13 protein-coding genes are annotated in these 10,544 nt (G+C 65.4%); 4 read left to right on the forward strand and 9 right to left on the reverse strand.

Features of this window, described 5'->3' with window-relative positions:
* Positions 1–103: 103 nt before the first annotated feature.
* The 6 genes from DM373_RS27670 to lptM are packed head-to-tail and all read right to left on the reverse strand — an operon-like array spanning position 104 to position 4,702.
* A complete protein-coding gene (locus tag DM373_RS27670; protein WP_110996517.1) occupies positions 104–799 on the reverse strand; it encodes an HAD family hydrolase in 696 nt (231 codons plus the stop codon).
* Positions 796–1,695, reverse strand: a complete 900-nt coding sequence (gene xerC / locus DM373_RS27675) for a tyrosine recombinase XerC (RefSeq protein WP_110996518.1) — start codon at positions 1,693–1,695, stop codon at positions 796–798. The genes DM373_RS27670 and xerC overlap by 4 nt, the downstream gene beginning before the upstream one ends.
* The gene (locus DM373_RS27680) at positions 1,695–2,393 is read right to left on the reverse strand and encodes a DUF484 family protein (RefSeq protein WP_110996519.1); all 699 of its coding nucleotides are present in this window, start codon (positions 2,391–2,393) and stop codon (positions 1,695–1,697) included. Before DM373_RS27680 ends, xerC begins: the two co-directional genes overlap by 1 nt.
* A 13-nt stretch (positions 2,394–2,406) precedes the next feature.
* Complete coding sequence (gene dapF / locus DM373_RS27685; protein WP_110996520.1) at positions 2,407–3,237, reverse strand: diaminopimelate epimerase; 831 nt, start codon at positions 3,235–3,237, stop codon at positions 2,407–2,409.
* Positions 3,238–3,241: 4 nt separating this feature from the next.
* Entirely contained in the window at positions 3,242–4,489 is a 1,248-nt protein-coding gene (gene lysA, locus DM373_RS27690) for a diaminopimelate decarboxylase (protein WP_110996521.1), read from the reverse strand.
* 9 nt (positions 4,490–4,498) lie between these two features.
* On the reverse strand, positions 4,499–4,702 hold the full coding sequence (gene lptM / locus DM373_RS27695; RefSeq protein WP_110996522.1) for an LPS translocon maturation chaperone LptM: 204 nt from the start codon (positions 4,700–4,702) through the stop codon (positions 4,499–4,501).
* A 274-nt stretch (positions 4,703–4,976) separates the two neighbouring features.
* Between lptM and cyaY the strand changes: the two genes are divergently transcribed.
* From cyaY to rnk, 3 genes are all read left to right on the forward strand, one after another.
* On the forward strand, positions 4,977–5,309 hold the full coding sequence (gene cyaY, locus DM373_RS27700) for an iron donor protein CyaY (RefSeq protein WP_110996523.1): 333 nt from the start codon (positions 4,977–4,979) through the stop codon (positions 5,307–5,309).
* A 1-nt stretch (position 5,310) separates the two neighbouring features.
* Positions 5,311–5,529 carry a DUF1289 domain-containing protein gene (locus DM373_RS27705; RefSeq protein WP_110996524.1) on the forward strand — a complete coding sequence of 73 codons (219 nt, stop codon included), beginning with the start codon at positions 5,311–5,313 and terminating at the stop codon, positions 5,527–5,529.
* Between the two features lie 155 nt (positions 5,530–5,684).
* Positions 5,685–6,095, forward strand: a complete 411-nt coding sequence (gene rnk, locus DM373_RS27710) for a nucleoside diphosphate kinase regulator (RefSeq protein WP_110996525.1) — start codon at positions 5,685–5,687, stop codon at positions 6,093–6,095.
* 15 nt (positions 6,096–6,110) lie between these two features.
* Here the strand turns inward: rnk and DM373_RS27715 are convergent, their stop codons facing one another.
* The 3 genes from DM373_RS27715 to DM373_RS27725 form a co-directional block, all read right to left on the reverse strand.
* Positions 6,111–8,972 (reverse strand): class I adenylate cyclase, encoded by a 2,862-nt coding sequence (locus tag DM373_RS27715; RefSeq protein ID WP_110996526.1) that lies wholly within the window; start codon positions 8,970–8,972, stop codon positions 6,111–6,113.
* Positions 8,973–9,132: 160 nt separating this feature from the next.
* Positions 9,133–9,378, reverse strand: a complete 246-nt coding sequence (locus DM373_RS27720) for a TIGR02647 family protein (RefSeq protein WP_110996527.1) — start codon at positions 9,376–9,378, stop codon at positions 9,133–9,135.
* 51 nt (positions 9,379–9,429) lie between these two features.
* Positions 9,430–9,732, reverse strand: coding sequence for a hypothetical protein (locus DM373_RS27725; RefSeq protein WP_110996528.1), 303 nt, complete (start codon positions 9,730–9,732; stop codon positions 9,430–9,432).
* Between the two features lie 145 nt (positions 9,733–9,877).
* Between DM373_RS27725 and DM373_RS27730 the strand changes: the two genes are divergently transcribed.
* Positions 9,878–10,540 carry a glutathione S-transferase family protein gene (locus DM373_RS27730; RefSeq protein WP_110996529.1) on the forward strand — a complete coding sequence of 221 codons (663 nt, stop codon included), beginning with the start codon at positions 9,878–9,880 and terminating at the stop codon, positions 10,538–10,540.
* Positions 10,541–10,544: the final 4 nt, after the last annotated feature.

Consider the following 10,544-nt stretch of genomic DNA (forward strand, 5'->3'; position numbering starts at 1 on the left):
GCTGCGCAGCGGCCCCAGGATCTCAATATCGGCAACGACCCTGGGGCCGCTTTGCGGCCCTTTCGCGGCACAAGGCCGCTCCTACAGGGATAGCGAAGCCCTGTCAGCGCCAGCGCGACAGCACGTCGGGCAACTGCGACAACCGCTGGATCTCGGCATCCGGCGCCTGTTCGCCCGCCCAGGCCTTGTGCTGTGGGTTGAACCACACCGCGCGCAACCCGGCCCGTTGTGCCCCGGCAATGTCGTCGCCCGGGTGGTCGCCGATGTGCACCGCCGCTCCGGCGTCCACGCCACCCAGTTTCAGGGCCTCCATGAACGGTGCCGGATCCGGCTTGCCTACGCCCAGATCCTCGGCGCACAGGGCAAAGCGGAAGTAGTCCGCCAGCCCGAGCCGGCGTACATCGGCATTGCCATTGGTGACCACGCCCAGGGTGTAGTGGTGGCGCAGGATCTCCAGCACCGGCTGCACCTCGGGGAACACCTCGACCTGGTGCCGCGCATGGAGGAACACCTCGAAGCCTTCGTTGGCCAGTTCCTGGGCGTGCTTCTCGCTGTAGCCGACCTCTTCCAGGGCATGGAACAGCACACGCCTGCGCAGGGCGCTGATGCGGTGCTTGAGGCCGGGTTCGGCCTGCACCAGGCGTTCACGGATGGCGAACAGGTGCTCGACCGGCACCGCGCCCAGAACCGGCGCATTGGCGGCGAGCCAGTCGCGCAGGACGATTTCGGCACTGGCGATGACCGGCGCGGTGTCCCACAGCGTGTCGTCCAGGTCGAAGGTGATCAGCTTGATGCTCATGAGTCTGTGCCTTTGCTGCGTTTGGCCCGGGGGTGGGCGCTGTCGTACACCGCGGCCAGGTGCTGGAAGTCCAGGTGGGTGTAGATCTGCGTGGTGCTGATGTCGGCGTGGCCGAGCATTTCCTGCACCGCGCGCAGGTCCTGGGACGATTCCAGCAGGTGGCTGGCGAAGGAGTGGCGAAGCATGTGCGGATGCAGGTGCTGGCCAAGCTCGCGCTCGCCGGCGGTCTTGACCCGCAGCTGAATGGCCCGTGGGCTGAGGCGCTTGCCCTGGCGGGTGATGAACACCGCGCCGTCCTGTGGGCCGCCGATGCCGCGCAGGCGCAGCCACGCCTGCAGCGCCTCGCGCGCCTTGCGCCCGACCGGCAGTACGCGGCTCTTGCTGCCCTTGCCCTGCACCTGTACCAGCCCGGCGGCCAGGTCGAGGTACTCGAGGTCGAGGCCGGCCAGTTCCGACAGGCGCAGGCCGGAAGAGTAGAACAGTTCGAGGATGGCCTGATCACGCCGGGCGATGAAGTCGTCGTCAACGCCGCCATCGAGCAGCTGCAGCGCACGGTCGGTGTCGAGCACCTTGGGCAGGCGCCGCTCGCCCTTGGGGGGCGCCAGGCCATCGGCCGGGTCGTGCTGGCACAGGCCTTCGCGGTTGAGGTAGCGGTACATCCCGCGCACCGCCGAAAGCAGGCGCGCCAGGCTGCGTGAGGACTGCCCGTGATGGTGCTGGCGTGCCACCAGTTGGCGCAGCTGCTGGACTTGCAGCGCGGGCCAGCCGCCAATGCCTTGGCTGTTGCAGTAGGCAATGACCTTTTCCAGGTCGCGGCGGTAGGCCAGCAGGGTATGTTCGGACACCTGGCGCTCGTTGCGCAGGTGTGCGCAATAAGCCTCCAGCTGGCGTTCCATCAGCGCACCGAGCGTAGCGTCTGGGTGAAGCGTGGCACCACGCGGCCCAGCACTTCGGCGATGTAGCTGAGGAACAGGGTGCCGACGCTGCTCTTGTAGTGCTGCGGGTCGCGGCTGCCGATCGCCAGCACGCCATGCAGGCCCTGGTACTCCAGGGTGGCCACGGCGCTGGAGCCGACCTCCTTGTGCTGGTCATTGCCGAACAGGAAGGCCAGCTCGTGCTCGCGCAGGCTGCCGCTGATGGTCTTGCCGCCACCGATCAGCCCGCCAATGGCCTGCTGGGCCTCGCTGCCGGACACCCAGCGGCCGACCGGCGCGGCATTCTCGCCGAACAGGATCAAGCTGACGAAGGGCACCTTGAACTCCTGGCGCAGGCTGTCTTCAACGGCCATCACCACTTCTTCCAGGCTGGCGGCATCCAGCAGGTCGAGGATCAGCCGGCGGGTCTTGTCGAACAGCCGGTCGTTGTCGCGGGCCACGTCCATCAGTTGCGACAGGCGATGGCGCATCTCGATGTTGCGGTCACGCAGCAGCTTGAGCTGGCGCTCCACCAGCGACACGCTGTCGCCGCGCTGGTGGGGGATGCGCTGCTCGATCAGCAGCTCGTCATGCTCGGCGAAGAACGTGGGGTGGGCGCGCAGGTAGGCGACCACCGCGTCGGCGTCGAGCTCGGGTACAACGTGCGGCTGTTCAGTCATGGCGGCTACTCGCTTAAAGACGAACCTGTCCTTCGAATACACGTACGGCCGGGCCGGTCATCAATACCGGCTGGCCGGGGCCAGCCCACTCGATGCTCAGGCGCCCGCCTGGCAGGTCGATGGTCACCGGAGAGTCCATCCAGCCCTGGGCGATGGCCGCGACGGCGGCGGCGCAAGCGCCGGTGCCGCACGCCTGGGTCTCACCCGCGCCGCGCTCCCACACCCGCAGGTTGGCGCGGTGGCGGTCGATGACCTGGATGAAGCCGGCATTGACCCGCTGCGGGAAGCGCGGATGGTGCTCGATCTTCGGCCCCAGTTCATGCACCGGCGCGCTGCGCACGTCATCGACGCGCAGCACCGAATGCGGGTTGCCCATCGATACGGCAGCGATCTGGAGCACCTGGCCGTCGACTTCCAGCGGGTAGCTCGAAGCCTGCTCATCGGCGATGAACGGGATGTCGGCCGGGACGAAGCGCGGCGGGCCCATGTCGACACAGATCTGGCCGTCGTTGCGCACGTCCAGCTCGATGATGCCGCTCTTGGTTTCGACGCGGATACGTTTTTTCGCGGTCAGGCGCTTGTCCAGCACGAAGCGGGCGAAGCAGCGCGCGCCGTTGCCGCATTGCTCGACCTCGGAGCCGTCGGCGTTGAAGATCCGGTAGCGGAAGTCCACGTCCGGATTGTTCGGCGCTTCGACGATCAGCAGCTGGTCGAAGCCGATGCCGGTGTTGCGGTCACCCCATTGCTTGGCATGCTTGGGCTGGATATGCGCGTGCTGGCTGACCAGGTCGAGGACCATGAAGTCGTTGCCAAGCCCGTGCATTTTAGTAAAGCGCAGCAGCATGGGTTCACTCCGGCAGCAGGCTTTCGCCGGCGAACAATTCAGCGATGGTTTCGCGGCGACGCACTTCGAAGGCCTGGTCGCCATCGACCAGTACTTCGGCGCAGCGGCCGCGGGTGTTGTAGTTCGAGCTCATGACGAAACCATAGGCGCCGGCGGACTGCACGGCCAGCAGATCGCCTTCGGCCAGGTTCAGCACACGGTCCTTGCCCAGGAAGTCGCCGGTCTCGCAGATCGGTCCGACCAGGTCGTAGGCACGGCCTTCACCTTCACGGGGTTTGACTGCACTGACACCCATCCAGGCCTGGTACAAGGCCGGGCGGATCAGGTCGTTCATCGCCGCGTCGATGATGGCGAAGTCCTTGTGCTCGGTGTGCTTGAGGTATTCCACGCGGCTCAGCAGCACGCCGGCGTTGGCCACGATGTAGCGGCCCGGTTCGAACACCAGGGCCAGGTCACGGTCGCCAACGCGCTCGCGGATGGCCTTGATGTAGTCGGCCACCAACGGCGGCTGCTCATCGCGGTAACGCACACCGACACCGCCGCCCAGGTCCAGGTGGCGCAGGTGGATGCCGCATTCGGCGAGGCGATCGACCAGTACCAACAGGCGGTCCAGCGCATCGAGGAACGGCTCGACGGTGGTCAGCTGCGAACCGATGTGGCAGTCGACACCGACCACTTCCAGGTTTGGCAGCTGCGCGGCGCGCACGTAGATGGCTTCGGCATCGGCGATGGCGATACCGAACTTGTTCTCTTTGAGGCCGGTGGAGATGTACGGGTGGGTGCCGGCATCGACATCCGGGTTCACCCGCAGCGACACCGGGGCCACCTTGCCCAGCTCGGCGGCTACCACTTGCAGGCGCTCGAGTTCGTCGGTGGATTCGACGTTGAAGCAGTGCACGCCGACTTCCAAGGCACGACGCATGTCTTCGCGGGTCTTGCCGACACCGGAGAACACCACGCGATCGGCACGCCCGCCGGCTGCCAGCACGCGCTCCAGCTCACCGCCGGAGACGATGTCGAAACCCGAACCCATCCGGGCCAGCAGGTTCAGCACGGCGAGGTTGGAGTTGGCCTTGACCGCGAAGCAGACCAGGTGCTCGACACCCTGCAGGGCATCGGTATAGCTACGGTACTGGGCCTCGATGTGGGCACGCGAATACACGTAGGTGGGGGTGCCGAAACGCTCGGCGATGGCTGACAGGCCCACCCCCTCCGCGAACAGCTCGCCGCCACGGTAGTTGAATGCATCCATGGGATTTCCTTACTGCGCGGGAGACTGCTCGGGCTGCTCCAGCTCGTCTTGCTGTGCGGCCGGCTGGGCGTGCTTGTGCTGCTGGTGCGACTTGCTCGGGCCTTTGCCGTCCTTGCCGTCTTCCGGCAGGTACAGGGGGCCCTTCTGACCGCAGGCCGAAACGAGGCAGGCAACCGCGACCAGCGCCGCGAGGGAGGAAATCAGGCGCTTCATTGGTGAAATCCTTTGAAATAAGCAGTATTGCGCCCGAGTATACCGAGCGACCACCCGATTGCCTATGCAAGGGCCGGCCCGCCGGGCGGCGTTATTCTTGAGCTCTCAGTGCCGGCCCCGTCACGGGTAAACCCGCACCCACAGGGGCGTTGTGGCAGCGGGTTTACCCGCGAAGGGGCCCGCCCAGGTATCCGCTAGTCTTTGCATTCAACTGCTGGCGCCCGTATCTTCCCCGCCTTGCTTGCAACGCAGCCATTTTTCGAGGTCCATGCACATGAGTTTGAGCGAAGCGCGTTTCCACGACCTGGTCGACGCGACCCAACAGGCCCTGGAAGACCTGTTCGACGAGAGTGACCTGGACCTGGACATGGAAAACTCCGCCGGTGTCCTGACCATCAAGTTCGACAACGGCAGCCAGCTGATCTTCAGCCGCCAGGAGCCACTGCGCCAATTGTGGCTGGCGGACAAGTCCGGCGGTTTCCACTTCGACTACGACGAAGAGAGCGGCAAGTGGACGTGCGAGAAAACCGAGGAACTGCTCGGCGAGATGCTCGAGCGCATCGTCTGGGAACGTGCCGGCGAGAAGCTGGACTTCGACGAAATCTGACATGAGCAGCCAGCCTAGGCCCCCCAAGCCGCTGTACAGCAATGTCAGCCCAGCCGTGCCGTCACCCTGCATCAGCGTGTGCCGCCTCGATGAACGCAAGGTCTGCACTGGCTGCCATCGCCATGTCGAGCATATCCGCGAGTGGCGTGCGGCCGACGACGACCGGCGCCGGCAGATCTGCCGCGAGGCCCTGGCCCTGAAAGCGCGGGCCCAGGCATAACCCCATTGACGCTGCGGGCTTGAGTATTTGCTCTGCTGTGGTAGTGTCGGGTCTTGCGTCGGTGACGCCACAGCATTCACAAACCCCGCCCTTGGGCGGGGTTTTGCTTTATCTGCCTCAAGCAAATTGCCTGTTCAAAGGAGTCTGACTGGATCATGAGCACCAAACCTTCCCTCACCCTCACCCGATTGGACGTACAGCGTCTCGAGCGCCTGATCGACAGCCTCGATGAAAGCACCCCGGGTGTGCTCGCCCTGCAGGACGAGCTGGACCGCGCCGATCAGGTGGTCGGTCACGAAGAGGTGCCGGCTGGCGTGGTGACCATGAACTCGCGCGTGCACTGCCGTGAGATCGCCAGCGGCAAGGACTACCACCTGACCCTGGTCTATCCGAAGGATGCCGGCCCGGAAGGCAATGTCTCGATCCTGGCGCCGATCGGTTGTGCGTTGCTGGGGCTGTCGGTGGGTGACCAGATCGACTGGCCGGCCCCCGCAGGCAAGACCCTCAAGCTCGAACTGCTGGCCGTGGAATACCAGCCGGAAGCGGCGGGCGATTTCGACCTCTGACGCGGGCCTTGGGCCTCAGGGCTCCAGCGCCGCCTGCAGTTGCTCCAGGCCATCGTTCAAGGCTTGCTCGAGCTCGCGCTTGTAGCGCAGGCACAGGCTCGTTGAACCTGGGTCGTCGCCCAGCAGGTCGGACAGGTCCAGGTCGGTGATATAGCAGCGGTAGCTGCTGGCGCCATGGCGCTGGCGCAGGATCTGCCGGGCGGCCACGGCATACAGCTGGTCGCCGTGTTCCAGCTCGGAAAACTCCTGCTGATCGCAATAAAGCGTGACGTGCACGGCGCCGCCCGCACCGCCCTGCACAATCGCCTGGACCTCGTAGTAAGGCTGGCTGCGGCCGTCCAGCGGCGCCAGGCGAGGCTCCAGGCTGCGGGCCTTGCCCAGGCCTGAAGGCAGCAACTGGCAATAGGTGATCTCCAGCGACGCTTGCTGCAGGCTCTCCAGTGGCAGTTGGGCATCGCGGCGGATCACCATCGACCGTAGAAAACGATGCAGTGGCAACAACAGGTGTTGCTCGTCCTGCAGCACCACGCGCTGCTGCCACAAGACGTTGTGCTCATCCAGCACATACAGGTCGGCCCAGCCATCGAGCAGGCGGTAGAACACCTGGATACAGCCTGGCCGGCCTTGCTCGAGGACCAGCGGCAGGTCGTGGTCCTGCAGGGCGTTGGCATCCAGATGCAGTGGGCTGTAGGCGCTGCGGACCTCGCCCAGTGCCGCCAGCACGGCATCGTGGTCGTCGAGGGTGGCCAGGCTGACCTGCCCCGGCAGCAGCTCCAGGACGTGGGTGTGCTGGGCCACCTGCAGCAGGTAACGGTGGTTGAGGCCCTGGTCGAACAGCCGCTGCGCGGTCGCGAAGATCTCCTCTACCCGCTGGCTGATGGCCTGGGCGCGGTTGTGACAGTAGCAGCGCACCCGCACCCGCGGGCGGTGGCTACGCCGGCCAAGGCTGTTGAGGTGGTCACGCAGGCAACGCATTAGGGCATGCTCGCCGTCATAGCGCTGCACCAGCACCTCGTTCCAACTGTTGAGGGTGACCTGGTCGAGGGTCAGCACCAGGTTTTCGCGCACCCCGGCGTAGCTGAGCGAGTCGGTGCGTTCGGTGGTCATCAGGATGTTCAGGTCGCGGTGGTGGCGCAGCGGGTCGACACCGACGTTGACCAGCAAAAGGATTTCGTCGGCCACGCTCGGTTGCAGCAGGCGGGCCTCACTGACCGTCTCCAGCGGCAGCACGATGCTGTGCTGCAGGCTGCCGATCAGGTTGAACAGCTCGAAATCATTGAGATCGCTGACACCCGGGTGCAAGGCAATCCGCGTGCTGCTGTCGATCACCCCGTTGCGGTGGGCCCAGGTGAGTAGTTCGAGCAGTTCGCGGCAGCGCTTGATCGGGCTGAAGTGCTCCCATTCGTGCACCCCCAGGTTGCCGTTGTACAGCCCCCAGTGATGCGTGCCGGGCTCCTTGCGGTTGGCCGACTGCACCAGGGTCAGGGTGTCTTCGGCCAGGTCCGGGGCGATGCCGGGGTTGATCACTTCGATCTTCCCGGCGCGGCGTTCGAAGGCGGCGTACAGGCGCCGGCCGAGCACGTTGAGTTCGCGCGGGTCGGCGCGGCTGTCGGCCTGTTGGGTGCGGGCAAACTCGCTGAGGAAGCGGTAGCTGTGGTTCAGTTCGGCCACCAGCTCACGGCGCTCGACGGCCACCTGGCGCACCTTCCATTGGCTGCGGCTGTCGAGCAGGGCCAGTTGGCGCTCGTCCCAGCCCCACTCCTCGGCCAGCTTCGCCAGCAGGCGGCGTTGCCAGCCACCGCTGCGCGAGGCGAGGTTGCTGAGCTTCTTGTTCACTTTCAGGTACAGGCTGCGCCGCACCCGTTCCAGGCGGGCGGTTTCGCCGCGTTGCAGCAGGTAACTTTCGATGCGCCGGTAGACCATCACGTAGGGGTCGAGCGCGTCCAGTTCCAGCTGGTTGGCGAACACCGCCTGCTTGAAGTCCAGGCTCAGGCAGCGCACCTGTGGGTGCTCGCTGGCGTAGACCTCGGTGAGCAGCAGCTTGAGCAGTGACTTGTAGGGCGAGTCGATGCCCTTGAACAGCTGCCACAGCCCGGCGCCAACGTATTCCTCCTGGGGAATGTGCGCCAGGTGGCCCAGGTCGATGTCGTCACGGGCCCGAATGAAGCGCTTGGACAGCAAGGTCTGGGTGTAGTCGCGGTAGTTGTGCTCCTGGTAGACCGGCACCAGCCACCACAGCGGGGTGCGTCCGGCCAGCCAGATGGCGGTGCGGTAGAACTCGTCCAGCAACAGGTAGTGCTGGGTGGTGCCGCAGTCGTCCGAGCTGAGCTGGCTGTCGCGCGCACCCTGGACGAAGCCCTGCGCATCGATGAGGAAGCAGTGCACCTCGGCCCCCTGGCTGGCGGCCCAGGCCTCGAGCAACTGGCATTTGCGGCGCAATTCGCCCAGGGCCTGTTCGTTCAGGTCCGCGGCGTGGCACACCCACACATCCATGTCGCTTTGCTCGGCCTGGGCCAGGGTGCCCAGGCTGCCCATCAGGAACAGCCCGTGGATCGGTTGCGGTGGGTTGCCGTGGCGGGCCTTGTAGGTGAACGAGCGGGTCAGGCGCTGGGCTTCGGCCAGCAATTCGGCATCTGGCTCGAAGCCCGAGACACCTGCGGGTGTAGTACCCGAGACATAGCCTGGCAGCAGTGGGTGGTTGACGTGGAAGAACAGCGGCAACAGCGTGATCACCTGTTGCTGGCGCGTCGACAGCCCCTCCATGGCGCGCCCCAGGCGCCCCTGGCTGACCTTCAGAAAGCGTGCACGTAGCCGCGACAGCTCCTTGCGGTCGATGCCTTGGGCGATATCGGGGCGAATTTCGTGAGGGTGGTTCATTGCGCACTCAGGCGGGCAGCGGAGCAGTGGCGAGTTTAGCCTGAGTGGTGCGGTCGGATAAGGGGTTGCTGGCTTTTTGGCGTCAGATTTACAGCGCCTGTTTGCGGCTCATCGCGAAGCAAGCCCGCTCCCACGAGGCGTGAGGGCGGGCTTGGCGAAATCAGGCCGGCTGTGGCGCCTTGAGGATGGTCAGGAGCAACTGGACGCTTTCGGCGGCATCGTTGCCCAGGCTGGTGAGGTAGCCACCATCAGGCTGGTCGGTGAGCTCTTTGTCGTACAGGCGCTGGGCAGCGGCGATAAGGGCGGGGGAGGCGTGGCTGCCAACCTTGATGCCTTCCTGGTGATTGCCCAGGTTGAACAGGGCGAGCACTTCCAGTTCGGCGATCAGTTCGGGGGTGAAGGACATAGGGCGACTCCTGACTTCCAGACAAGGATGAAGTCAGGAGTGTAGTCAGAGTTACTCGATGTCGCCTTGATCCGCCTCAGGTGGCAGCTCCGGCAGGGCGCGCAGGGCGGTTTCGTACCACTCGGTGTCGAACGCACGGTCCTCGTCGAGCATGGCGTCGATCTCGATGGCCAGCACGTGGGCCATGAGGTTGAGGATGTCTTCGCGCTCGTAGCCGACCAGGGTCAGCTTGTTGAACGTGGCCTTGGCCGCAGGCGGTTCGCCGCTTTCGATCTGGTTTTCGATGGCCTGGGTCAGTGTGGCCTCGGCGAAGTCTTCTTCATCATTGCTGTCGATGTCTTGGGGTTCGCTCATGGCGGTGCTCCTGTGGTGAGGCGCACAGTGTGCCATGCCCGCTTCGGCAATGCCCGGCCATCGACCGCGCCCATGACGCTGGCCATGCTTGGGGAAGGGCGCTATAACAGCCCGGCCATCCCCACACGGCCTGGAGGCTGTCTCAATGCTCAAGCTTCATGGATTCGCGGTCAGCAACTACTACAACATGGTCAAGCTGGCGCTGCTGGAGAAAGGCTTGCCGTTCGAAGAAATGCTGTTCTTCGGCGGCCAGGCGCCCCAGGCCCTGGCGGTGAGCCCGCGCGGCAAGGTGCCAGTGCTGGAGACCGAGCAGGGTTTTCTCAGCGAGACCGGCGTGATCCTCGACTACATCGAGCAGACCCAGCCCGGCAAGGCGCTGCTGCCCGCCGATGCCTTCGGCCAGGCCAAGGTCCGCGAGCTGCTCAGGGAAGTCGAGCTGTATATCGAGCTGCCGGCGCGCACCTGCTATGCCGAGGCGTTCTTCGGCGCGGCGGTGGAGCCGCTGATCAAGGAGCGGGCGCGGGCCGACCTGCTGGCAGGCTTTGCCACCCTCAAGCGCAATGGTAAGTTCGCGCCTTATCTGGCGGGTGAGCAGCTGACCATCGCCGACCTGATGTTCTGCTTCTCGGTGGATCTGGCCGCCCTGGTGGGCAAGAAGGTGCTGAACATCGACTTCCTGGAAGACTTCTCGCAAGCCAAGGCGCTGCTCGACAAGCTGCGCGAGAACCCGCACATGGCGCGGATCGTGGCGGACAAGGACGCGGCGATGCCGGCGTTCCTGGAAATGATCAAGAGCGGCAAGCGCTAAGGCC

Origin of the sequence: Pseudomonas sichuanensis, from assembly GCF_003231305.1 — a bacterium.
GTDB lineage: Bacteria > Pseudomonadota > Gammaproteobacteria > Pseudomonadales > Pseudomonadaceae > Aquipseudomonas > Aquipseudomonas sichuanensis.

Excerpts from the sequence above, each read along its gene's own strand:
- DM373_RS27725 (WP_110996528.1), bottom strand. The coding sequence starts at position 9,732 with ATGAGCGAACCCCAAGACATCGACAGCAATGATGAAGAAGACTTCGCC.
- DM373_RS27705 (WP_110996524.1), top strand. The coding sequence starts at position 5,311 with ATGAGCAGCCAGCCTAGGCCCCCCAAGCCGCTGTACAGCAATGTCAGC.
- DM373_RS27730 (WP_110996529.1), top strand. The coding sequence starts at position 9,878 with ATGCTCAAGCTTCATGGATTCGCGGTCAGCAACTACTACAACATGGTC.
- DM373_RS27715 (WP_110996526.1), bottom strand. The coding sequence starts at position 8,972 with ATGAACCACCCTCACGAAATTCGCCCCGATATCGCCCAAGGCATCGAC.
- DM373_RS27720 (WP_110996527.1), bottom strand. The coding sequence starts at position 9,378 with ATGTCCTTCACCCCCGAACTGATCGCCGAACTGGAAGTGCTCGCCCTG.
- rnk (WP_110996525.1), top strand. The coding sequence starts at position 5,685 with ATGAGCACCAAACCTTCCCTCACCCTCACCCGATTGGACGTACAGCGT.
- cyaY (WP_110996523.1), top strand. The coding sequence starts at position 4,977 with ATGAGTTTGAGCGAAGCGCGTTTCCACGACCTGGTCGACGCGACCCAA.
- xerC (WP_110996518.1), bottom strand. The coding sequence starts at position 1,695 with ATGGAACGCCAGCTGGAGGCTTATTGCGCACACCTGCGCAACGAGCGC.
- lptM (WP_110996522.1), bottom strand. The coding sequence starts at position 4,702 with ATGAAGCGCCTGATTTCCTCCCTCGCGGCGCTGGTCGCGGTTGCCTGC.
- DM373_RS27670 (WP_110996517.1), bottom strand. The coding sequence starts at position 799 with ATGAGCATCAAGCTGATCACCTTCGACCTGGACGACACGCTGTGGGAC.
- lysA (WP_110996521.1), bottom strand. The coding sequence starts at position 4,489 with ATGGATGCATTCAACTACCGTGGCGGCGAGCTGTTCGCGGAGGGGGTG.
- dapF (WP_110996520.1), bottom strand. The coding sequence starts at position 3,237 with ATGCTGCTGCGCTTTACTAAAATGCACGGGCTTGGCAACGACTTCATG.
- DM373_RS27680 (WP_110996519.1), bottom strand. The coding sequence starts at position 2,393 with ATGACTGAACAGCCGCACGTTGTACCCGAGCTCGACGCCGACGCGGTG.